This is a genomic window from Alteromonas sp. 5NS40-0096 (assembly GCF_057544385.1).
Genome location: NZ_BAAJLQ010000007.1, coordinates 55,926 through 80,951 on the forward strand (window position 1 = coordinate 55,926; position 25,026 = coordinate 80,951).

A 25,026-nucleotide genomic window follows, 5' to 3' on the forward strand; every position below is an offset into this window, starting at 1 on the left:
GTGCGACGGACCGCAACCACAAAATAAAAAATAATTAAAACAAAAGAGAAAACGCATCGCAGCGTGGGTGTATTAGTGCGCTTTTTAAAAACATTGGTCGCGACAATTTTAGTTACCTATATCGGATTTGCATATGCCGCGTCCGATGACTCCTCGTCGCCATCGGTTTTCGATTTCCATTTCAATAGCATCACCAAGAAAGATGGCCTGTCTGACAATACTGTCACCAGCGTCGTCGAAGGCCCTAATGGTTTTATCTGGGCAGGCACACTTAACGGCCTAAATCGTTTTAATGGTTACGATGTTGAAACCTACTTCCACGATCAAGACAACCCCGCCTCTATCCCGAACAACTTTATCAGAGACTTACACGTCAGCAAAAACAATGAGTTGTGGGTGGCAACATTTGATGGTGGCGTGGCTCGTTACCTGCCATTTAGCGATAACTTCCAAGTATTCAACAAGGATAATTCGGCGTTAAAAACCGATGAAATTTGGACGATTGCCAACGATACCAACGGCGGATTGATCATATCTACGGCAGATGGCGTGTATCAGTATGATTCCCATACGCAAACCATAGAGCACCTAAATCTTGCTATTGAATTTCCAAAGTCCATTAAAGCGATATTAAGCGAGCCAAATCGAATTTGGTTTGGCACAACTTCCGAAGGCGTATTCATTTACGATAAAAAAGACAAAACGCTACACTCTCTTGCACAAGCCAATCCCTGGGGAATGCGAATCAGTGCACTAAGGGTTCTCGATATTAAGGTATCAAATGGGGAATATTGGTTAACGACTGACAATGGTTACATTCGTGTTGACAACTTTGGGAACATTGTCTCGGATGAAAATACTGTGCTTGACGATGTGTCTTCGAATAATGGTATTCGAAGCATCACACAAAGCGATAACTATTTGTGGCTGACCGCCGATAAAGAAATCATATTTCTGTCAAAAGAGAATAGTAATTCTTTATCTTTAAACTACACCAACAAACTCATCACTAATCTAGATTCCAGTAATTTTGTAGAGATATTTGCGGATGATAGAGATGGAGTGTGGATAGCTACATACAATGGTCTTTTTTATAAGGACTCCCCTGAAAGCCCTCTTCCGCTTTATAAGTTGGCGACTAATAATGAAAATGATAACCAGTCTATTTGGGGCATAGATGAGGATTCCAAAGGAGCTATCTGGTTCTCAACCCAATCAAATGGCTTGGTAAAACTGACAACCGAAAATGGCCAACAACAACACTATCCAATCAGCCCCAAAATAGCTGTTTGGGATCTCATCGTTGCGCAGGACGATACCATTTGGTTACCAACGTCGAATGGATTGAAAATTTTCAAACAGCTAGTGGATTCAACCATAGTTGAGGTCGGCGAATTACTGCCTAACTCTTATATTGACCGTGTTTACTATGATGGTCAATTCATTTGGTTTTGGGACGATGAATTGGGCATAGTGTCAGTCAATACTGACGTCAGTAATAGTCAAAAATCAGAATACACAGTTACTACTTTTGATTGGATAGAGAGCCAAAAAACTGGCAGGCCAATATACAGAGATAAAGACGAAAGATTATGGGTTTTATATGGTGAGGAAACCCATGTTTATGACTTTAACTCCTCTAGTCATATTGCCATCCCAAATGAAGACTTGAATTCACCATCAATTGCAGCCGTCCACGAATGGAACGGTTTTTATTGGTTAACCACTGCTTACCAAGGCATAATTCAATTGGATAAGTTGACACTAAAACCTGTGGCTCAATTTGCCAAGGATAGCTTTGGTATCGTGCATTCGTCGATAGAACGCAACGGCACACTTTGGATTACTACCAGTGAAGGCATTGTATTCATCTCGTTAGAAACCAAAGCGGTCACAGGTAAATTAAGCAACCGAGAATTAGCGTTCAACAGTTTAAACGAAGGCGCTGCTCTGGTAACCAATAATGGCAGTGTTTTTCTCGGCGGAACAGACGGGTTTCATTTTGCAAAGTTTGGCGAGTTTGAACCTAGTGCGGTGAGCACTACGGTAAGCCCTTCCCCTCGTCTTCTTGGCCTTTCTGTCTTTGGAAGAGAACTGGCAATCGATACTGATGGCCCTCTGAAAAAACCCTTATACCTAACAGAATCACTGACATTAGCCTATAACGATTCTCGTTTTAGTTTGAATTTTGGCGTGACCGACCCTAACTTTTCTCGAAAAGTGGTATACCGTTATCGCATGAAAGGGTTTGACAGTGACTGGACGGAGACAGATAGCGATCGCACGGCACACTACAATAACGTCCCTTTTGGCAGCTATGAGTTTCAGGTCCAAGCGAAAACAAAAAACTCAACTTGGTCACCACCCACCGAGTTAAGCATAACCATTGAGAGACCACCTTGGCTTCACGTTAACGCCCTGTTTGCTTATGCTTTTGTTGTACTTGTTATATTGCTCTATCTAGTTCGCCAATATCAGGCGCGCAAAGCCAACCAGTTGGCGATTAGAGAATCAGAAGAGCGGTTAAAGCTTACTTTATGGAGTAGCGGTGATGAGTTGTGGGACTGGGATATATACCGCGGCCAAGTATTCCGTTCCAATACCTGGGGGTCTTTAGACTTTCCCCAAGACAATATCAGGACCAACAGCGCTTATGATGCCAACATCCATGCCAATGACATTACCCGTGTGCAAACGGCACTGCGTGAGCATCTCGAGGGCAAAACCGAATTCTATGAACTCGCCTATCGAGCGCGCACGTTTAAGAATGTTTGGATATGGGTGCTGGACAGAGGCAAGGTGGTAAAACGCGACCATAATGGCCAGCCTTTACGTATGACGGGCACGTTAAAGAACATACATCACCTTAAAGAAGCTGAAGAGCAACTCAACTTGTTTAAACGCTCCATCGAGAATATCTCCGAAGGTGTGTTCATTACCAATACCCAATTTAAGTTTATCTCTGTCAACAATGCCTATTGTAACTACACTGGGGAAACCCGCGAGCAGGCATTGGCCAGCTATATGTACTTCCATCAGTACCCTGACGCTTTTACCGAAGAAATCAAGAAAGCCCTACGCACGAAAGGCAATTGGTCGGGTGAAGTGGAGTCGGTTCGCATCAATGGCGAGCGCTACGAAATGGAACTGAATATCGATGCGGTCCACGATGAAGATGGGAAGATGAGCCATTTCGTAGGTGTATTTTCCGATATTACAACCCGTAAGAGTACCGAAAAAGAGCTGCTTAAACTCGCCAATACTGACCCGTTGACCGATTTAGCCAACCGCTCATTTTACCAAGCCAGTCACAACAATCTCGTTCGCAAAGGCGTGCCTCATGCTCTGCTCTGCTTGGACATGGACAACTTCAAAAAAATCAATGACTCTTTGGGTCACCAAACTGGCGACATATTGATAAAACAAATCGCCAAACGCATTCAAAGAATGACAGGTTCTAATGCTACTTGTTACCGTCTTGGTGGGGATGAATTCAGTGTGCTGTTAGAGGAACTGGGAGACATTCACCGGATTACCCATTTTGCCCAAAGCTTATTAGACACTCTTGCTCGCCCCTTTATTATCAACAAACAAGAGTTTGTCTTGGGTGCCAGTGTAGGTATTGCTTTCTACCCTGATGATGGAGCGACGCCACAAGAGTTACTCAAAAATGCCGATACTGCCATGTATTTTGCCAAGAATAATGGCGGCAACAGCTACCAGTTCTTTAGCGGTGAGATGAACCAAAATGCAGTTAGGCAGCTACAAATTGAGAACTTAATTCGTCAAGGCATCAAAGACGATTTGTTTACGGTTTACTACCAACCCAAAGTGGATATCGCGTCCGGTAAATTGGTCAGTATGGAAGCACTCGTTCGCTTTGAACACCCGCAAAAAGGCATTGTCAGCCCCAGTCAGTTCATTCCCCTCGCCGAACAGACTGGCCAGATTATCGAGATTGGCGAACAGGTACTGAGAAAAGCGTGTGAAGATACCAAGCGTTGGGTCAGCGAAGGCTTATTCTCTGGTCGCGTGGCGGTAAACATCTCTGCAAAACAGTTTGAACTGCCTAATCTTGACGACAAAATCGAACAGATACTTCGCAATGTTGGCTTATCTCCGCTCCACCTTGAGTGTGAGATAACCGAAGGCACCTTAATGGAAAGCCCGGAACAAGCGTTACAAATGATGGAAAGGCTACGAGAAAAAGGTATTCACCTTGCCCTCGATGACTTTGGGACCGGGTATTCTTCGCTGGCTTACCTCAAGCGCTTCCCGCTTAACACATTAAAAATAGATAAAGCCTTTATCGACGATATCGCCGAAAGCAGTGTAGACAGGCACATGGCCGCGGCAATTATCAATATTGCCCACAACCTTGGCTTAAAAGTGGTCGCCGAAGGGGTTGAATACGAAAAGCAGCTCAACATATTGAGCCGCTACGATTGTGAAATGATTCAAGGTTATTTGTACAGTAAACCTCTCACGGCGGACAAATTTGAAAAACTGCTGAGAGATAACCAGCGCTTACAGCACATATCTAGTCCGGCGTCATTTTAATGGCATACAGAACCTGAACTAAATGTTTTGTGTCAATTCCCCAGCACCTCCCATTATTCTCAATAAAATCAATGGTTTAAACAACATCTAAACTTGGCACGATCCTCGCTAATACATATTGACTGCAACGTCAGTCAGTTTTGTTTGTATAAAAATCGAGGAATATATAATGTTGAAAGCATACGCAGTAGCACTAGCACTATCTACATCAGCACCAGTGGCGGAAAAGCAAGAAGATACGGTTCAAAAACAAGATAAAAAAGAGCTTGTTCAAACGGTAAGCACGGAAGTAAAAGGCGGAAAAGGCAGACAGGGTTGGAATACCAAGAATACAACAGGTTTTTAATTGCCCGAAAACCAAATGGAGGCATTGCGCCTCCCTTATCTCAGCCCTAAGCACCGATATACAAATTATCGAAACCCACATCCCTACGCCATGCAATATGAGCGCTGATCGAAAACATAGGCAAGATAAAGGGTCCAAACACTAATCCCGCCACAGCCCACTTTTTAGCATTAAGCCCAAGCTTAAACGCTTTTACATAAAAGTACGCACTGCTGACAACTAAAACGAGAATTGCCATTAAGATCATGGTGTAAAATCCGCCCAGATAGAATAATAAGTCGGCGTATTTTACTGATAATTGCTCACTTAACCATCATTTTTATTATTTATATTCAAAAAAACCGGGCAAAGCCCGGTTTTTAACAATTATATAACACTTGGTTTTGATATTAGTAAAACGACTTACCGTCTTTCGCCATGGCAACCAATATCTCAGCTGGCGTAAACTTAGCATCCACAGTCTGTGCATAGTGATTGAGCTTATCAACTACGGTTTGCACGCCTAGCCTATCCATATAACGGAATGGTCCACCCAAGAACGGCGGGAAGCCAATACCAAAGATAGCGCCGATATCACCGTCTCGTGCGTTGCGGATAACACCTTCATCTAAGCAGCGCGCCGCTTCATTAAGCATCATAAAGACGCTGCGTTCTGCAATATCGCTTTCACTCAATTTAGCAGCGGGTGAAATACCAAGTACACTGTAGATAGTTTCATCCACTTCTTTACCCGGCTTTTTACCCGTGTAGTTATAGAACCCACGCTTGTTCTTTTTACCTTTGCGGTCATCTGCCAGAACTTTTTCAAAAGCATCTGGTGCAGTAAAACGCTCGCCAAATTGCTCAACCAAGAAGGGAATAATTTTGGTACCGACATCAATGCCGACTTCATCGAGTAGTTTAACTGGGCCCACTGGGAAACCAAACTTCACAAGCGCTTTATCGATTTTTTCAATTGGCTCACCAGCCAAAATCATAGACGCCGCTTCGTTCATGTATGGCGCTAAGATCCGATTGACATAAAAGCCCGCCCCATCTTTAACGACAACTGGTGTTTTACCTTGTTTCTTTGCAAACTCAACGGTCGTTGAAATGGTCTCGTCAGACGTTTTGTTGTGTGCAATCACTTCAGCCAATGGCATCTTGTCTACTGGTGAGAAATAATGCAGTCCAATTACGTTTTCAGGACGCGCCGCTTTTTCTGCGATCTGAGTAATAGGAATCGAAGACGTGTTAGAAGCAAAAATCGTCGTCTCCTTACCATTTTGTTCAACATCAGCGACCATTTGCTGCTTCAAACCCAAGTCTTCGAACACGGCCTCTACGACCATGTCTGCATCTTGTAGACCGTTGTAGTCCAACGTACCAGTTAGCATAGCAAGCTGTTTTTGCATCTGGCTTTTCAGCATGAAGCGACGCTTTACTTTCTTGTTGAGAATGTCGTAGCTGTACTTCATCGCATTCGCAATGCCTTCAGGGCGCACATCTTTGATGCGCACTGGCACGCCGGCTTTTGACGCAGTAACGAAAGCAATACCACCCCCCATCAAACCACCGCCAAGTACACCGACCTTATTCACTTTAGTCGGCTCGACACCGTCGACACCATTTTCTTTCTTCATCTCGGTAGTCGCGAAGAAGATTTGTCTTAGCTCAGCGGATTCAGGTGTCATACATAACTCACCAAACGCACGAGCTTCGGCGTCAAGTCCAGCAACTATTCCCTTACTTAAGCCCGCTTCAATTACGTCAATGATCTTCATTGGTGAAGGGTAATTGCCCTTTGTTTTCCCCAGGGTTTGCTTACGTGCTTGGCCAAATAAAAAGTTACGACCGAATCCCGTGCCCTCAAGTACCTTGTTCACCAGACCTTTCTGCTTAAGCTGTCTATTTGGCTTCGATTTAAGCGCGTAAATTTCAGCCACATCCATAAGGACAGATTGAGGAACAACATCATCAACAATGCCGTATTTTTTCGCTTGTTTTGCTCTTGCTGGAGCGCCTGTCAGCATCATCTTCATCGCTTGTTGAATGCCAATAAGACGAGGCAAACGCTGTGTACCGCCACTACCAGGCAACAACCCGAGTTGTACTTCAGGTAGGCCCAACTGCGTACTGTTGGAATCAGTACAAACCCGATAATGACACGCCAGAGCAAGTTCCAACCCGCCACCTAATGCAGGGCCGTGGATTGCAGCGACAAATGTTGCACGCATTTTCTCAATGCGATCAAATACACGCTGACCGCCCGCGGCGATAGTTTGTGCATCGATGGCAGTATTACAGGCATCCAGCATGGTAATGTCTGCACCCGCGACAAAACTGTTGGTTTTGCCACTAGTCAGTACTACCCCTTTGATTGATGAATCTTGCTCGATGTCATCAAGGATGGCACTGATTTCATCACCAAACTGCGCTTTTAGCGTGTTCATTGATTCGCCGGGCACATCCATCGACAAAATGGCAACACCATTGTCTTTTTTCGTCAAAGTGAATGCACTTTGCGCTGCTGTGTTCGCTTCTTGAGTCATCTTATTCTGTCTCCACAATCATCGCTGCACCAAGGCCACCGGCTGCACATGCTGTCAGTAAGCCCGTGCCACCGCCTCTGCGATTCAGTTCATTCAACATTTGGGTAATCATTCTTGCACCTGTGGCGGCGAATGGGTGACCGTACGCAATTGAACTACCCATCACGTTAAACTTGTCCATATCGATTTCGCCCGTCGCCTTGTCGCGACCCAGCTTTTCTTTTGCAAATTTATCACTGGCAAACATTTTCACGTTCGCTAGGGTTTGTGCCGCAAACGCTTCGTGCATCTCGATTAACGTCAGGTCGTTGAGCGTCATACCCGCCCTATCGAGTGCAATTGGTGTCGCATAAGACGGCCCCATAAGCATGTCTTCCCATACATCTATCGCTGAGAAAGCATAGCTCTTGATATAACCCAATGGGGTATAACCCAACGCTTTGGCTTTTGATTCCGTCATCATAAGTACCGCTGACGCCCCGTCAGTGAGTGGTGTCGCGTTTGCTGCAGTCACAGAACCGTACTTGCGGTCAAAAACTGGGCGTAGCTTGGCGTAACCCTCTAACTTTGAATCAAATCGGATATTGTTATCTTTATCCAATGCACCTTTAAATGGTTCTGCATAAGCCGTCATGACTTCACTGGCAAGTTTGCCCTCTTCCCAACTTTGCGCAGCAAGAGTGTGTGAACGGTGCGCTAGTTTATCCTGCTCTTCTCTCGAGATTTGATGTGATTTGGCCATTTGCTCAGCAGTTTGTCCCATCGACAAACCCGTGCTGTATTCCGCAACAGCTGGCGGCACTGGCATAAGATCTTTAAAGCTCAGCTTTTTAAGCACATTCCACTTCTGCCCCATCGTTTTGGTTTTTTGCAAATCGACCAAAGCACGGGCCAAGTTTTTCGACACACCAATAGGCGACACTGACGTAGAGTCGGCTCCGCCCGCAATACCGATTTCTACTGTTCCCGCCATCATAGACTCAGCGACATTCACGGTAGACTGGAAACTGGTTGCACAGGCACGAGAAACACTATACGCATCAGTGTGAACATTCATTCCGGTGCCCAAGACTATTTCACGCGCAATGTTAGGCGCTTCTGGCATTTGAACGACTTGTCCGTAGACAAGCTGGTCAACCATTTTTGGGTCTAGCCCATTTCTGATCATCATTTCATTGACAACCATCTTGCCTAAATCAACAGCGGGAACGCCGTGGAAATATGTTGCCATCTTCGCAAATGGAGTTCGTAAACCGTCAACGATCGCGATGCGATCACCTGAGCGAGTTGTTACGTCGAGTTTTTTAGCCATAATGCACCTAAATTATTGCCATCAAAGTGGTCAGACCTGTAGATAGTCCAGATTTTTACAGACTATGAACAAAATAGCAAATTTCCATTGACGTTAAATAAAGCCGATTGAACACTGCGGTGTAAATAATGTTGAACCTAGACAATGATGATCGCGCCATTGGCTAGCCTAAAATCACGACTCAACATCCAACACAGCTCAACCAACCGTTTTGTCTAAAAATCATACGGCAACGCAAAACATACGCGCTCTCGGTCTTGATAAAAAGCCAATTCACCCTATCAAAAGCGAACGTTGAACAATTAAAATGCGGTTGAAATACTTGTTAACACTGAATTATTTGGCATCCAACGTAAATTTATTGACAATAAACGTGTCAAACTTGAAGAAATTCTAGGGAACCTTATATAAAAGGCAGAGCCTAAACCCCACTCCACGACGAGTAACCCTGAGTAAACGGATAAGAAAAATGGCAGCAGCGCAGTTTCAGCACCTTCAAACCTACCTTGATACCCAAATCATCGGTCAGCAACATTTAACAAAAAACTTGCTTATCGCTCTGTTAGCAGATGGTCACCTTTTGGTTGAAGGTCCGCCGGGACTGGCGAAGACACGTGCGATTAACGCATTAGCGAAAGGGATTACTGGCGACTTTCATCGAGTGCAGTTTACGCCGGATTTGTTGCCAGCGGATTTAACGGGGACTGATATTTATCGCCCTGAGACCGGTGAATTTGTCTTTCAAAAAGGGCCGCTGTTTCACAACTTGGTGTTGGCAGACGAAATTAACCGAGCGCCAGCAAAAGTTCAGTCGGCGTTATTGGAAGCCATGGCTGAACGCCAGATCACGGTGGGCAACAAAACCTACCAATTGCCAGAACTCTTTCTGGTTATGGCCACACAGAACCCCTTAGAGCAAGAAGGCACCTACCCGCTGCCAGAAGCTCAACTCGACCGCTTCTTGATGCACGTTGAAATCGACTACCCCGATGCTCAAACCGAGTTGAGTATTTTGAAACTCACTCGCGATGAAGAGTTAGACATCCCTCAGGTCATGCCACCAACGCTGTCACAAGACGATATTTTCGCCGCGCGCAAAGCGTCACTCGCATTGCATATGGCCCCCGAGCTTGAGCAATACCTTGTCCAGCTCATTATGGCTACGCGCCAACCCGGCAGTTTTGATCAAGAGATGGCCCAATGGATAGAATTTGGCGCCAGTCCGCGAGCAACCATTTCACTGGACCGCTGCGCTCGAGCACATGCTTGGCTTGCTGGCCGAGACTTTGTCGGCCCAGACGACATACAAGCCGTTTTCCCCAATGTTTTAAGACACAGAATCATTTTGTCTTATCAAGCCGAAGCCGAAGGCATAACGGTCAACAAGGCACTGGAAAAAATACTTAGCGTGGTTGCCGTTCCTTAATATGGCTGTTTCTGATTTCAATAAACAATTAGCCCAACTGCAAAGTGACGGCGTCACCTTGCAGCTTCGCGAGTTGGTCAACTATCAGGCGCAAACCAAACTGTTGGACCTTGCGCCCAAAAGCGCCCCCCAAGCGAGATTGGCAGGCACCTATATTACCAAGCACAAAGGCCGGGGGATGGAATTTGACGAGGCTCGTCATTACCAACCTGGAGATGATATTCGTGCGATTGATTGGCGAGTGACGGCCAGAACGGGAAAGACGCACACCAAGGTGTACCGAGAAGAGCGCGAACGTCCAGTTTTTATTCTTTGCGATCTGAGCCACAGCATGCATTTTGGTACGCAGCTTTTACTTAAAAGCGTACAAGCCGCCCACTTGGCAGCACTCACCGCTTGGTCTGCAATCAAACGTGGAGACAAGGTAGGTGCGCTTATCTTTAACGATGGGCAACACGTCGAAAGAAAGCCCCTCGCGACGAAAAAAGCCGTACTCAACATTTGCCACGAACTCACGGCTCTTCACGGCAATGCACAAGCTCCAAAAGCCAACGATGCCAACGCTTTTTCACAGGCGTTAGGCCGTCTGCGTCGTTTAGCCAAACCGGGGAGCCTCATATACATTATTTCGGATTTTCAAAAAATGGATAGCGCATCACAGCAACACCTATCCAGTCTTTCAAAACACTGTGAAGTACACGGCCATATCATTGCCGACCCCCTTGAGTTGAGCCTGCCCGACTCACCTGTCATCCAACCGGTGACTGTCACCGATGGCAATGAGAAACAAACTTGGATACTGGGAGATAAACATCAAGCCAATCAGTACCACAAGCGCCAATCACGGATGTATCAAGACATTGAAATCTCGCTCACGAAAAACAGAGCAAGTTTTACTTATGTGTCTGCTGGTCAAGGGATTAAAACACAGTTGGAAGCGTCAAGAGGTCTAATACAATGAACCCATTAGACCAACTCAAAGACATAAAGACAGCAAGCACCGTTGATTGGTGGCCACTCTCCTGGGGATGGTGGGTACTCATCGGTGTCGTGGTTATGCTAATGATCGTTGCGGGTGTGTATTGTTGGAAACGATATCGATTCAACCATACCAAACGCCAAGCTATTGCTTCACTCAACGAGCTGGATGTCAGCGATGCAACCTGTGCCCAACAAATAAACGGAATTTTAAAACGAGTGACCCTTGCGTATTTTGATCCTCAACACAGTGCCTCCCTGCACGGTGCACAATGGGTTAACTTTTTGCTCGCACAACTGCCAAATTCTCAACATAAGGTAGACTTGGAGCCCCCTTTAAGTGAACTGCAATCAGCGCGATTCAAAGCCGACACGCCTTCAGAAGCCAGTTGCATAGCGTGGCGTGATGCAGCGCTCAGATGGCTAAAACACGCCGATCTGAAATGCGTCTATCCACAAGTGGAGGTATCGCATGTTTGAGTTTGCGTGGTGGTGGGCGTTGTTTGCACTTCCTGCGCCATTATTAATGAGGCTTTTGCCGGCGAAACAGAGGCAACAAGACGTTGCCTTACAAGTGCCACATTTGCCTACAGCAATGACGAATTCGGGTAACACCTTGAAAAAACCCAAAGCTAAGTTAGTACTTGCTAGCCTAATTTGGACTTTATTAGTCTTATCTGCAGCTCGTCCTCAGTGGCTAGGTGAACCCATCAGTATTCCGTCTGAAGGCAGGGAGCTTATGCTCGCCGTGGACCTTTCAGGCAGTATGAAAATCGAAGATATGGAAATCCGCGGCCGCCAAGTGAACCGTCTGACAATGATAAAGTCTGTACTCTACGACTTTATACAACGTCGAGTGGGCGACAGGCTCGGTCTTATTTTGTTTGCCGATACCGCTTATCTGCAGGCGCCATTGACCTACGATCGCGAAACCGTGTCGACCCTTTTATCGGAGTCCTTGATTGGCTTAGTGGGTGAACAAACGGCTATTGGTGACGCTATTGGCCTAGCAGTAAAGCGCTTTGAACAAAAAGATCAAACCAACAAGGTTTTGATTTTATTGACTGACGGCCAAAATACCGCGGGCAATATCACACCAGAACAAGCCAAAGAGTTGGCGATAAATAGTGGCACGAAAGTCTATACCATTGGCGTTGGCGCTGATTCCATGATGGTGAGACAATTTTTCGGGACTCGCCAAGTCAACCCCTCTCAAGAACTTGATGAAGACATGTTGTCAGATATCGCACAATCGACAGGCGGTCAGTATTTTAGAGCGAGAGATGTGAACGAATTAGAGGCAATCTACGCCACGCTAGACGAATTAGAGCCCATTGCTGGAGAGAGCCGAAAAATGCGCCCTTTGACGGCCCTGTTTTATTTTCCTCTAGCGTTGGCATTATTACTTTCTGCACTTCCATTTGTGCTGTCATTGCTGCGACACGGGTTATCTCGTATCAGTACTAAGGTTGCTAAAGCATGATTGACTGGCAAGCATTTCACTTTATTCGTCCAGAATGGTTTTACGCCGTCATACCGGCGATGCTAATTTGGGCGCTGTCGAGATTCATCGCAAAATACCAATCTGGCTGGCACGGTGTCATCTCTCAACATTTGTACCAAAGAATGTTGGGGCAACATTCAACTAAAATAAATCATCGTTCGCTAAATGTTTTGCTGATAGGCTGGATAATCTTAATCGCAGGGATGGCAGGGCCAACATGGGAACGGTTGCCGCAACCCGTTTATCAATTACAGACCGGTCACGTTCTAGTACTGGATATGTCGATGTCAATGCGGGCGACAGATGTATCTCCTGACCGATTGACTCGTGCAAAATATAAGGCAATTGATCTCGTCAACAGTATCAATGAAGGTGAACTAGGACTCGTCGCTTATGCTGGCGATGCGTTTGTTATTTCGCCTCTCACCACTGATGCCAATAACATTGCCACTTTAGTGCCAAGCCTCAGTCCAGAAATTATGCCCACTAGTGGTAGTGCGCCGATTACGGGAATTGAAGCGGCAAGCGAATTGCTTAAAAACGCCGGTTACAAAGACGGTTTTATCTATTGGATTACAGACGGTATTGAACTGTCTGACGTCGCCGAAGTGAGAAAGTTTGTATCCGAATCACCGTACACGTTAAATGTACTGGCAGTGGGTACACAAGCTGGTGCGCCAATTAAACAACTCAATGGCGAACTGCTTAAATCCAGAACCGGTGCTATCGTTATCCCAAAAGTGGATTCAGCTTCGCTGAAAGCACTTGCTAAGGCCGGACAAGGACGATTTGCGGAGATGACCCCAGATGAATCGGACATCAATTATTTGAGTACGCTATCAACATTAGAAACTCAACAAAACGCCGAAGCTAATGATACCGAGAACGCCGGAGATCAATGGCAAGAACAAGGTCCATGGCTGGTTCTTTTGGTTTTGCCATTCGCCATGTATGCGTTTCGTCGAGGCGTCCTTATTGTGTTGTGCACGCTCTCAATCGGTATCGCTATGCCAGATATAGTTTATGCACAAGACTCAGTATCATCAACGTCGTCGCCTTGGTGGAAACGACCATTTCAAAATGCCAATCAGCGAGGCTTAGAAAGTTACGTCAATGAGAACTTTGAAGACGCCGCTGCACATTTTAATGATTCCAACTGGAAAGGCTCAGCACTTTACAAAGCCGGTGACTATCAAGGGGCGTTACGTGAGTTTGCGAAAGATCCCTCACCCACAGGCTTGTTTAATCAATCAAACGCCTTAGCGCAACTCGGCGAGTTGGACGACGCTATCTCGACTTTGGACGACTTGCTCGCCATCGAACCAGACAATCAAGATGCGTTGCACAACAAAGCGTTATTGGAACAGCTAAAAGAGCAGCAAGAACAGGAACAAGACAAGCAAGAGCAAGATTCTTCAGAGCAAAACGAACAGGGAGAGCAAAACTCTGATTCGTCGGAACAAGGGGATAGTGAACAGCAAGATCAACGGGGCGACCCCTCTGAGAGTGAGAATCAAGACGCGCAACAAGGCGATCAAAGCCAACAGTCTGGCGAACAATCAGAACAAGATTCTCAGCAACAAGGTCAACAACAAGAGCAAGCTCCTGCACAAGAGGAACAAGGCGATCGCCAACAACAAGATGGCGAAGGTCAAAAAAGTGAGGAGGAATCACAACAGGCTGCAGCCGTTAGTGAGTCCGAAATGACAGACGAACAAAAAGAGCAACAACAGAGGCTGGAAAATCTTATGCGTCGAATCCCTGACGATCCCGCATTTTTACTCAAGCGCAAGATGCAACTCGAAGCACAAAAACGACGTCGAGAAAGGCTCCCCGCTTCGAAAAGGAGTGAATGGTAATGGGAAAACTTTTTTCTGCCGTCTTACTATTGACACTCTCATTGAGCGCGTTTGCGGATATCGAGTCTGTGGATGCGATTGTTGACCGAAACCCAGTGATGTTAGATGAAGCCATTACATTAACGGTCGTTGCTAAGGGTGACGCCGAGCGAGAAGCATTTGACAGCAGCGTATTACTGTCAGACTTTGTTGTGGGTCGCACGTCGGTAAGCAGTAAAACTCAGATCATCAATTTTCAATCTGAACAATCAACGACGTGGACAACCACTCTGTTTCCTCGTAAAACAGGCAAATTCACCATTCCCGCCTTCACCATCGAAGGTGTGTCTTCGCAGCCGATTTTTATAGAGGTCATCCCCGTCCCCACGGGTCAGAACCAACCGGCAAGGGATTTCTTTATAACCACCGAGGTCAACAGTACAGAGATCTATCTACAGCAACAATTGCAGTACACTGTAAAACTGTACTTAGCCACCGGAATTGAACGTGGCAGTTTGCAACCGCCAACACTTATTCAATCTCAAATTCAACAAATTGGCGAAGACAAGCAATATACAGATATTCAAAATGGTAAGCGCTATCAAATTATTGAGCGAACGTTTGCCATTATTCCGCAACAATCTGGCGATTTGACCATACGTGGGCCGATCTTTTCGGGAGAGGTGCTCGCGCCGAATACCAGTACGCGCTTCGGTATGTTCAATCGCACAACGCCGATCAATCGAGTGGGACCAGATATTGACGTCACCGTATTACCGATCCCAAGTGACATAGACTACCCTTGGTTGCCCAGTGAGTTTGTCGACCTTACCGAAGAATGGCAAAGCGATACCTTTGTCGTGGGAGAACCTGTTACGCGGACATTAGTACTCACCGCTGCCGGTTTGGTAGAAGAGCAAATACCTGAAATTGAACAGTTTTATCCGCCCGACTTTAAAACCTACCCGGATCAGGCGAGTACTGCGACCGTAGAGCGAGACAAAAAGTTAATTTCTCAACGCACAGAATCTATTGCCGTGATACCAACAAAAGTAGGTAAAACCATACTGCCCGAGGTAACTGTGCCTTGGTTTAATGTGAAAACAAAAAAGACTGAATTTGCCACGATTCCTGCACGTCAAATTGACGTTATGCCTGCCACAGTGACAGAACAAGGCTCAACGGCATTACCGTCAGCAATTCAACCACAGGCAACACCACTGGACGCTACCCAGACTCAGGAAATACTGATAGATAAACCTATTTGGTCTACTACCATGGGAATCTTGCTCATTATCGTCAGTATCGTATCGACACTGGGTTGGTTTATTACCTGGCTCTTTTTACGTCGTCCCGTCATCGATGACAAAACCTTGGTTGTCTCGCCATCGCAAAATAATCCAAACGAAGCACAGTTGTACAAAGCATTAATGTCGGCAGCAAAAGCAAAGCGCTCAGACGATGCTTATAGGTTAGTTTACGAGTGGCTGAGCGCAGGATTGGGATTGCAAATCAGCCCCGGCCAACAGCTGGGTCAGTTTCAACAAACCCAAAAACTGGCAGGTGCCGTAGAAGACCTCGTAGCATCGCGCTACGGCAGAAACGAATCGCAATGGCAAAACCAAAAGTTTATCGAGCAGATAGCTGCTTTTCGACAGCACTACTTGTCGGAAAAAAAATCGCATAAACAAGGTTTGAGTCCACTTTACCCAACCACTAAATAATAGAAATAATACGGGGATGACATGTTAAAACACACATTCAAAGCAGCATCTTTGTCGCTCGCAATAGCGACAATGTTTGGTTGTTCACCGACGACGGAAGCACCCACAGCACAAGTTGAAAAAGAAGAGGTTGCCACGCAATCAGAATCGGAAAGGCTTGCGGCTTTCTTCGCTACAGAGTTTGAAAATGACCTCAAACGCTCTCCCTTGTATCAGAGCTATTTGGGCATTAAATGGGATTACGATAAATGGAATGATTTATCTGAGGCCAACGTTGATGCCAACATCGCTACTATCAAAACAAGACTTGAACAAGCTCAAGGATTTGATACGAGCCAATTGAGTGATCAAGAACAGTTAAGCTTGGCACTATTTAAACTGGGTATTGAGCGCGATTTGGCAAACGATGAATTTCGTCACCACACCTATGTCGTACACCAATTCAGAGCGGCGCACACTTTAGTCCCTAGCTTTTTGATCAACATTCACCGAGTGGGCAGTGAACAGGATGCAAAAGACTATATTTCGAGACTCTCGCTAGTAGACGAAATGTTTGCTCAGGTTATCGAGCAAATGAAACTGCGGGAAAAAATGGGCGTTTTCCCGCCGAAATGGTCTTATGATCAAATGATTCAATCGTCGAAAAATGTTATCGCAGGCGCCCCTTTCGACGATAGCGACAACGACTCAACTATTCTCAACGACATCAAGAATAAAGTATCTAAATTAGACTTATCGCAAGAAGCAAAAGATGACCTGATCGCGCAAGCTAACAAAGCGTTAATTGACGATGTAAAGCCTGCCTACGAAAATCTGATTGCTGAATTAGAACACCAAAGTGAGCTAACACCAGAGGGCGACGGTGTATGGCGTTTACCTAACGGCAAAGAATGGTATCAAAACCGACTAAATTGGTTTACCACAACTGACCTGACTGCAGATCAAGTACACCAAATCGGCTTGGAGAATGTCGAACGCATTCACAATGCGATGCGTGACATTATGAAACAAGTTGGCTTCGAAGGCACACTCAATGAATTCTTCGAATTCATGAGAAACGATGAACAATTCTATTACCCCGATACTGACGAGGGCCGTCAACGCTATATGACGGAAGCAAAAGCACTCATTGATACGATGGAAGCTGCACTGCCAGAATACTTTGGCTTGAAACCCAAGGCACCGATGATAGTCAAGCGTGTGGAAGCGTTTCGGGAAAAAGCCGCAGGCAAAGCTTTCTACCAAAGCCCGGCGCAAGACGGCAGTCGCCCAGGTATTTACTACGCGAATTTGTACGACATGAAAGCGATGCCAACCTACCAAATGGAAGCATTGGCGTATCACGAAGGTATCCCGGGTCACCATATGCAACGTGCTATTGCACAAGAATTGGAAGGCATTCCCCAGTTCCAGAAATTCCTGAGTTTCACCGCTTATACCGAAGGCTGGGGGCTCTATACGGAAGAACTGGGTAAAGACATGGGCTTTTACGCCGACCCTTATTCTGACTTTGGTCGTTTAGCGATGGAGTTATGGCGTGCTTGTCGATTGGTTGTCGACACAGGCATTCATGCAAAAAAATGGAGCCGCGAAGAAGCCATTCAATATCTCATTGATAATACGCCAAATCCTGAATACGATGCTGTAAAGGCGATTGAGCGTTATATTGCAATGCCTGGGCAAGCAACAGCATATATGATCGGTAAACTCAAAATCATGGAATTGAGAGACAAGGCGCAAACAACGCTTGGTGAAAAGTTCTCTTTTGCAGGATTCCACGACGAAATACTAAAAGATGGCCCTGTTCCATTGTCGGTATTAGAACAAAAAATTGATAAGTGGATTGCTTCACAACAATAATATTGTGCTCGTCGCCGGTGCCTATCGCCGGCGACGTATTAAACTCAACCCCATGTTATAAAACACTTTTCTCATTCTTCTCCAATCGATTTCATATTTGTTGTACACTGTCCCTCTGGCAAGCACGACAAAAATTGTAAAAAATCTATGTTTGGCCGTAATAAAAATGACGATAGGCAGGTCTTATCGGACATGATGGAAAAACAAAAACGCTATGAAGCACTAGTCAGAGCATTTCATGCCGATATTTATCGGTATGCATACTGGTTAGTCAAAGATAAAGCCGTTGCTGAAGATATCGTTCAGGAGACTTTCTTGCGCGCCTGGCGCTCGCTCGACTCACTGAAAGACGAGAAAGCAGCAAAATCTTGGTTAATTACCATTTTGCGTCGGGAAAACGCACGTCGGTTTGAACGCAAGCAATTTGACCTTGTCGACATTGATGATGTCTCGGTGGCAGATGACCACGCAAGTCAAGACAATGCGCTCGAACATAGAGAACTGCGCAACCTCATGGCAGGATTATCAGAAGAGTATCGCGAGCCGCTAATGCTACAAATTATGTTTGGCTTTAGTGGTGAAGAAATCGCCCAACAGCTTGGGTTGAATAAAAACACCGTGATGACGAGATTATTCCGCGCCAGAAATCAGTTGAAGGATGCGCTAGATAGTGAAAGTAGTTTGAGAGGTCGTAATAGTGGATGAATTAGAATTTAGGCGTCGCGTATACGCTGATCCAGACACGACTGATGTTGCGGTGTTGGAAGCAGCTAAAGAAGATGCCACTAAATTATCATTTTTAAATGACATGCGAATGATGAACAGCCAATTGCGCCAAGCAATGGACGTTCCTGTACCTGAGGATTTAGCCAATAAACTCATTTGGCAACAATCGATGACTGAGCATGTGAGAGAAAAACAAAGAACTCGCTGGTACGTAGCGATGGCTGCCACTGTAGCTTTTGTGTTCGGCCTGAGTTTTACGTTAACGCAGCAAAACCAAGTCATCAGTTTGGGTAATGAAGCCTTGGCGCACATGCATCATGCGAGTGACGAGCTAGGGTTTTCAACCACGCCATTGACATTGGCGCAAGTCAATCAAAGGTTGGAAGAATACGGTGCACATTTGGCCTCTGATATCGGTCCGATTGAAGTGGCTAATTACTGTCACCTCGACAAAATCCGTTCATTGCACATGATTTTGAACAGTGAGAATGGCCCAGTATCAGTATTCGTCGTACCTCACTCGGACGATGCAACTGTCCCGAGTAGTTTTGGTAATGACGCCTACGAAGGCCAAGGGTACCAGTTCAAACATGCCAATATGATGGTTGTTGGGGACAAGAATACAGACATCAGTGCGTTTAAAGAAAAATTGCGCAACAGTATTCAGTTCTCAGCGTAATCGAAACAACGAAAAAGCCCCTATACGGGGCTTTTTTTGTATCTGCAGCCCCGCAAATACGGGGACATCGCCCCACTATTCCTGTTAGCATAAAGAAAAAATAAAAAAGGAATACGTATGACGACGGGAACCCTCATTGCCTTAGCAGTCTATTTCATGGCAATGTTAGCGATTGGCCTATATGCCTACAAAGAATCAGAAAAAAGTACATCGGGCTATATGCTCGGAGGGCGTCAACTTAGTCCAGCGGTCGCAGCCTTGTCTGCTGGTGCGTCTGATATGAGTGGATGGTTGCTCATGGGCTTACCCGGGGCGATGTTTGTGTCTGGCATGTCGGCATCATGGATAGGTATAGGGCTTATTATAGGGGCATGGTGCAACTATCTCATTGTCGCTCCGCGATTGCGTATCTACACAGAATTGGCAAATGATTCGATTACGTTGCCCGATTATTTTGAAAACCGTTTTGCCGATAAAACCCGTTTGCTGCGTATCATCGCATCGCTAGTCATCGTCATTTTCTTTACGCTTTACACGTCATCAGGTGTCGTTGCTGGAGGTAAGCTTTTCGAATCGGCATTTGGCATGACTTACGAAACGGGCCTCTACATCACAGCGCTTGTCGTCGTTGCCTACACGCTAATTGGCGGCTTTATGGCGGTTAGCCTGACCGATTTCGTACAAGGCATATTGATGTTTATTGCATTGATACTTGTTCCTATCGTTGTCTTTTTTGATTTGGGTGGTTTTGCCCCGATTTCATCTGAATTGACTCAAATTTCGCCTCACATGTTCTCTCTATGGATTGATGCGAATACTGGTGAAGCCTTATCTATTATAGCGATTATCTCACTAATGGCTTGGGGACTGGGATACTTCGGTCAACCCCACATCATCGTCAGATTTATGGCGATAAAAAGTGCTTCTCACGTTCCTGTCGCCCGCAGAATAGGTATGTCTTGGATGATATTATCAATGCTGGGGGCACTTGCTACGGGACTATTCGGTGCCGCTTACGCTAGCAAAAACGTCATCACACTCGATCCCGAGACTATTTTTATCTATCTGTCACAAGTTCTACTTTCGCCGTTAATTGCTGGCTTCCTACTCGCGGCCATACTAGCGGCAATTATGAGTACGATTTCCTCTCAATTGCTCGTAACGTCAAGCTCTCTGACTAAAGACTTCTATCAAATATTTTTACGCAAACACGCGTCTGAGAAAGAATCGTTAATTGTTGGGCGAGCTTCTGTTGCGCTTGTTGCTGCAATTGCTATTGCACTAGCCTATGACAGAGAGTCAACAATACTGTCCTTGGTCAGCAACGCCTGGGCTGGGTTTGGTGCTGCGTTTGGACCGCTGGTCATATTTAGCTTATTAAGCCGCAAAATGACTGCGACTTCCGCTCTCGTGGGTATGGTAACCGGCGCGGCAACCGTACTCCTCTGGATTTACCTGCCTATCACGATTTACGGGCAATCTCTTAGCGGGTTTATTTACGAGATCGTTCCCGGTTTCATCGCTTCTAGTCTCGCTATCATGGTATGTAATAGTTTGATATCGCCACCTGAGCACATTACGAAAAAGTTTGATCAATATCGCACTGCATTAAAAAGTCTGAATTAACGGCCGGCAGCGACTACTATTGATAATTGGTGCTGCGACACTACTCACTCTCGTGTAGTGTCGGCCAGCTCACAATTAAAGTGTTCTAAAACGCTATTTAAAATAGCGAAATAGCATACATAGACACCATACAAATATGTTAAGGTTCTATACATATAATAGTTTCATATATTAACTAAACAAGCGGACTGGAAAATGACTCTATCTATACCGTCTATAACCCACTTAAAGCAGCTTGAAGCTGAAAGTATTCACATTTTTCGCGAAGTGGCTGCGGAGTTTGACAACCCTGTGATGTTGTACTCTGTCGGTAAAGATTCTTCGGTGCTATTACATTTGGCGCGCAAAGCCTTTGCACCGGGTAAAATCCCCTTCCCTCTTTTGCATGTGGATACCACATGGAAATTCCAAGAGATGATCAAATTTAGGGACGAGCAAGCGAAAAAACACGACTTTGATTTGCTGGTGCATATTAACCAAGAAGGCGTTGAACAGGGCGTTGGGCCATTTTCTCATGGCAGTGCAAAGCACACTGATATCATGAAAACGGCCTCTCTCAAGCAAGCACTCAACAAGTATAAGTTTGATGCAGCCTTCGGTGGAGCTCGTCGAGATGAAGAAAAGTCACGAGCAAAAGAGCGCGTGTACTCGTTCAGAGACAGCAACCACAGATGGGACCCAAAAAATCAACGACCTGAACTTTGGAACATATACAATTCACAAATTGATAAAGGTGAGAGCATTCGAGTTTTCCCAATGTCAAACTGGACGGAATTGGACATTTGGCAATATATTTATCTTGAAAACATCGAGATCCCATCACTTTACTTGTCCAAGCCTCGCCCCGTCGTTGAACGCGATGGCGTTTTGATCATGGTGGACGACGACCGCATGCCATTGGAAGAAGGCGAGAAGCCTGAAATGCGTTCTGTTCGTTTCAGAACACTAGGCTGTTACCCATTAACAGGTGCGGTGGAATCTGAAGCCAGTACATTGCCCGAGGTTATCCAAGAAATGCTACTTACCACGACATCTGAGCGACAAGGCCGAGTTATCGACCACGACAGTGCGGGTTCGATGGAGAAAAAGAAAATGGAAGGTTATTTCTAATGGCGACCGACAACGTTGTTTGGCACAAACATGAGGTTAACAAAGCCTCTAGAGCAGCAAAGTTGTCCCAGAAACCATTAGTACTCTGGTTAACTGGCTTAAGTGGGTCAGGTAAGTCGACACTTGCCAACCTGCTTGAGAAAAAGCTGTTCGAACAAAATAAGCACACCTACCTCCTAGATGGTGACAATATTCGTCACGGACTATGCGGAGATTTGGGGTTCAGCGACAAAGATCGCGTGGAAAATATTCGCCGAATCAGTGAAGTCGCAAAGCTGTTTGTCGACTCAGGCTCTATCGTATTGACGGCATTCATTTCACCATTTCAAGCAGACCGCGATTTTTGCCGTAATTTGCTTGGCGACAGTGAATTCGTTGAAGTGTTTGTCGATACGCCACTAGCCGTATGCGAGTCGCGAGATCCTAAGGGTCTATATAAGAAAGCAAGAGCCGGAGAAATCAAAGATTTCACAGGCATAGATTCGACTTACGAAGCGCCAAGTACACCAGAAATCCACCTCAACTATGTGGAAGAAAGTGCGGAAGCGACAGCAGAACGCTTGTTCGAAATGCTGGTACAAAAGGGATTTATCTAATATGACATTTACTCATCCATTAGCGAGCGACGTGCTCGCGATTGCGAAGCAAGCTGGAGACAAGATCCTAGAGATATACCAAAAGGATTTCGCTATCTATGAGAAACAAGATACAAGCCCTTTGACAGAAGCCGACCTCGCTGCACATAAGGTGATTGTTGGTGAACTAGAAAAAGTATCTGACTTGCCTATTCTCTCTGAAGAATCGGCGGATATCCCATGGGAAGAGCGTCAATCTTGGTCCAGCTATTGGCTGGTAGACCCATTGGACGGCACCAAAGAGTTCATCAAGAAAAACGGCGAATTTACGGTGAACATCGCGTTGATCGATAATGGCAGACCTGTGATGGGCGTCGTTTACGCCCCCGTTTTGGATAAAACATATATTGGTATTGAAGGTGAAGGCGCTTGGGCCGGCACGGCGGGTGATTTAGCACCTATCGCGGCAAAAGTACATCAACCTGGTGACGTTTGGCGCGTTGTAGGTAGCCGCTCTCATCAAAGTCCTGAAATACAAAACCTATTAGCACAGCTTGAAGGTGATACCGAGCTTGTTGCAATGGGCAGCTCGTTAAAGCTATGTCTCGTCGCTGAAGGTGAAGCCCACCTCTACCCAAGGTTAGGCCCCACTTCTGAGTGGGACACTGGTGCGGCCCACGCTGTAGCGATTGCAGCCGGTGCCAAGGTAACGGTTCTAGACGCAGAAAATCCATTAGCCAAAGATGCAGCCGACCTGACGTATAACCAAAAAGATTCTGTTTTAAACCCATTTTTTCTTGTGAGCGCTTAAGCCATGATAATTGAAAACGAATTACTACAAGAAGACATTCTTGCGTATTTAGAACAACACGAACAAAAAGATTTGCTCCGTTTTTTGACTTGCGGAAGCGTTGATGATGGTAAAAGTACTCTCATTGGTCGGTTACTACACGATTCAAAAATGATCTATGAAGACCAACTTGCTGCGATTACCAAAGACAGTAAAAAAGTCGGTACAACGGGCGATAAAGTCGACCTAGCTCTATTGGTTGATGGATTGCAGTCAGAACGCGAGCAAGGTATTACGATAGACGTTGCCTACCGTTACTTCTCTACGGATAAGCGCAAGTTTATTATCGCTGATACACCGGGGCACGAGCAATATACTCGTAACATGGTAACTGGTGCATCAACCTGTGACCTTGCGATATTAATGGTCGACGCCCGAGCTGGAGTCAAAACACAGACAAAACGCCACTCTTTCTTGGCCTCGTTGCTTGGCATCAAGCACGTAATTGTCGCCGTCAATAAAATGGACTTAATGGGTTTCAGTGAAGAGGTTTACAATGAAATTAAGGCCGACTTCATTGAATTTTCTAAGGCTTTGAATATCCCAGATATTCAATTTGTACCAATCTCGGCACTCGATGGCGATAACGTTGTAAACAAAAGCGAGCACACACCTTGGTACGATGGTGACACGCTAATGCATTTGTTAGAAACCATTGAAATTGGCAACGATAACAACCATGATGATTTTAGATTCCCAGTACAATACGTAAACCGCCCTAATTTAGACTTTAGAGGGTTTGCTGGTACTGTCGTTTCAGGTCAGGTAGCGCCTGGTGATGAAATTACCGCCCTGCCCTCTGGCAAAACATCCAAAGTGGCTTCTGTTGTTACATTCGAAGGTGAACAAGAGCGAGCATTTACGCCACAAGCTGTGACATTGACGTTGGAAGACGAAATTGATATTTCACGTGGCGACATGATTGTTAAGTCTGATAACAAGCCATTGCTTTCTACCCAGTTCAAAACCCACCTAGTTTGGATGGCAGAAGAACCATTGATGCCAAACAAGCAATACAGCTTTAAATTCGCAACTAAGCTAACAACAGGCACAGTGGCAAACATCGATTATCAAATCGACGTTAACACCTTAGAGCAAACGCCTTCCGTTCACATGAACCTGAACGAAATTGCGGTTGTCGATATTAAGCTGACTCAACCAGTAGCCTGTGATGCTTACGATAAAAACCGAGCAACAGGTGCATTTATCGTAATCGATCGCTTAACAAATGGTACCGTAGGTGCAGGGATGATCATTGACGCATTGGCGACAGATGAACAACACGCCACGCCTCAATTCTCTGAGTTCGAGCTTGAGTTCAATGCCTTGGTCCGCAAGCATTTCCCTCACTGGAACGCGGTTGATATTACTAAGCTATAAA

18 protein-coding genes are annotated in these 25,026 nt (G+C 45.6%); 16 read left to right on the forward strand and 2 right to left on the reverse strand.

Annotated features, from left to right (window positions below; all coding sequences use genetic code 11):
• Window positions 1–75: 75 nt before the first annotated feature.
• Window positions 76–4,560 (forward strand): EAL domain-containing protein, encoded by a 4,485-nt coding sequence (locus tag AC27G9_RS18345; RefSeq protein WP_487075939.1) that lies wholly within the window; start codon window positions 76–78, stop codon window positions 4,558–4,560.
• A gap of 169 nt (window positions 4,561–4,729) precedes the next feature.
• Complete coding sequence (locus AC27G9_RS18350) at window positions 4,730–4,906, forward strand: hypothetical protein (RefSeq protein ID WP_487075940.1); 177 nt, start codon at window positions 4,730–4,732, stop codon at window positions 4,904–4,906.
• 389 nt (window positions 4,907–5,295) lie between these two features.
• Here the strand turns inward: AC27G9_RS18350 and fadJ are convergent, their stop codons facing one another.
• Window positions 5,296–7,437, reverse strand: a complete 2,142-nt coding sequence (gene fadJ / locus AC27G9_RS18355) for a fatty acid oxidation complex subunit alpha FadJ (protein WP_487075941.1) — start codon at window positions 7,435–7,437, stop codon at window positions 5,296–5,298.
• Between the two features lies 1 nt (window position 7,438).
• Window positions 7,439–8,749, reverse strand: a complete 1,311-nt coding sequence (gene fadI, locus AC27G9_RS18360) for an acetyl-CoA C-acyltransferase FadI (RefSeq protein WP_487075942.1) — start codon at window positions 8,747–8,749, stop codon at window positions 7,439–7,441.
• A 469-nt stretch (window positions 8,750–9,218) separates the two neighbouring features.
• On the opposite strand from fadI, the gene AC27G9_RS18365 reads away from it, so the two are divergent.
• The 14 genes from AC27G9_RS18365 (at window position 9,219) to cysN (ending at window position 25,025) form a co-directional block, all read left to right on the forward strand.
• Window positions 9,219–10,175, forward strand: coding sequence for an AAA family ATPase (locus tag AC27G9_RS18365; RefSeq protein ID WP_487075943.1), 957 nt, complete (start codon window positions 9,219–9,221; stop codon window positions 10,173–10,175).
• Between the two features lies 1 nt (window position 10,176).
• Window positions 10,177–11,136, forward strand: coding sequence for a DUF58 domain-containing protein (locus tag AC27G9_RS18370; RefSeq protein WP_487075944.1), 960 nt, complete (start codon window positions 10,177–10,179; stop codon window positions 11,134–11,136).
• A complete protein-coding gene (locus tag AC27G9_RS18375; protein WP_487075945.1) occupies window positions 11,133–11,633 on the forward strand; it encodes a DUF4381 domain-containing protein in 501 nt (166 codons plus the stop codon). Before AC27G9_RS18370 ends, AC27G9_RS18375 begins: the two co-directional genes overlap by 4 nt.
• Window positions 11,626–12,636 (forward strand): vWA domain-containing protein, encoded by a 1,011-nt coding sequence (locus AC27G9_RS18380; RefSeq protein ID WP_487075946.1) that lies wholly within the window; start codon window positions 11,626–11,628, stop codon window positions 12,634–12,636. The genes AC27G9_RS18375 and AC27G9_RS18380 overlap by 8 nt, the downstream gene beginning before the upstream one ends.
• The gene (locus AC27G9_RS18385) at window positions 12,633–14,516 is read left to right on the forward strand and encodes a vWA domain-containing protein (protein ID WP_487075947.1); all 1,884 of its coding nucleotides are present in this window, start codon (window positions 12,633–12,635) and stop codon (window positions 14,514–14,516) included. Before AC27G9_RS18380 ends, AC27G9_RS18385 begins: the two co-directional genes overlap by 4 nt.
• The gene (locus tag AC27G9_RS18390) at window positions 14,516–16,219 is read left to right on the forward strand and encodes a BatD family protein (RefSeq protein ID WP_487075948.1); all 1,704 of its coding nucleotides are present in this window, start codon (window positions 14,516–14,518) and stop codon (window positions 16,217–16,219) included. Before AC27G9_RS18385 ends, AC27G9_RS18390 begins: the two co-directional genes overlap by 1 nt.
• A gap of 21 nt (window positions 16,220–16,240) precedes the next feature.
• Window positions 16,241–18,079, forward strand: coding sequence for a DUF885 domain-containing protein (locus AC27G9_RS18395; protein ID WP_487075949.1), 1,839 nt, complete (start codon window positions 16,241–16,243; stop codon window positions 18,077–18,079).
• 147 nt (window positions 18,080–18,226) lie between these two features.
• Entirely contained in the window at window positions 18,227–18,784 is a 558-nt protein-coding gene (locus AC27G9_RS18400; protein ID WP_487075950.1) for a sigma-70 family RNA polymerase sigma factor, read from the forward strand.
• Window positions 18,777–19,484 carry a DUF3379 family protein gene (locus AC27G9_RS18405; RefSeq protein WP_487075951.1) on the forward strand — a complete coding sequence of 236 codons (708 nt, stop codon included), beginning with the start codon at window positions 18,777–18,779 and terminating at the stop codon, window positions 19,482–19,484. Before AC27G9_RS18400 ends, AC27G9_RS18405 begins: the two co-directional genes overlap by 8 nt.
• Window positions 19,485–19,601: 117 nt before the next feature.
• Window positions 19,602–21,110 (forward strand): sodium/proline symporter PutP, encoded by a 1,509-nt coding sequence (gene putP, locus AC27G9_RS18410; protein WP_487075952.1) that lies wholly within the window; start codon window positions 19,602–19,604, stop codon window positions 21,108–21,110.
• 195 nt (window positions 21,111–21,305) lie between these two features.
• Complete coding sequence (cysD, locus tag AC27G9_RS18415; protein WP_487075953.1) at window positions 21,306–22,220, forward strand: sulfate adenylyltransferase subunit CysD; 915 nt, start codon at window positions 21,306–21,308, stop codon at window positions 22,218–22,220.
• Window positions 22,220–22,816: an adenylyl-sulfate kinase gene (gene cysC / locus AC27G9_RS18420; RefSeq protein ID WP_487075954.1), complete on the forward strand. Its 597-nt coding sequence runs from the start codon at window positions 22,220–22,222 to the stop codon at window positions 22,814–22,816. Before cysD ends, cysC begins: the two co-directional genes overlap by 1 nt.
• Window position 22,817: 1 nt before the next feature.
• Window positions 22,818–23,606: a 3'(2'),5'-bisphosphate nucleotidase CysQ gene (cysQ, locus tag AC27G9_RS18425; RefSeq protein ID WP_487075955.1), complete on the forward strand. Its 789-nt coding sequence runs from the start codon at window positions 22,818–22,820 to the stop codon at window positions 23,604–23,606.
• Window positions 23,607–23,609: 3 nt separating this feature from the next.
• Entirely contained in the window at window positions 23,610–25,025 is a 1,416-nt protein-coding gene (cysN, locus tag AC27G9_RS18430; RefSeq protein ID WP_487075956.1) for a sulfate adenylyltransferase subunit CysN, read from the forward strand.
• Window position 25,026: the final 1 nt, after the last annotated feature.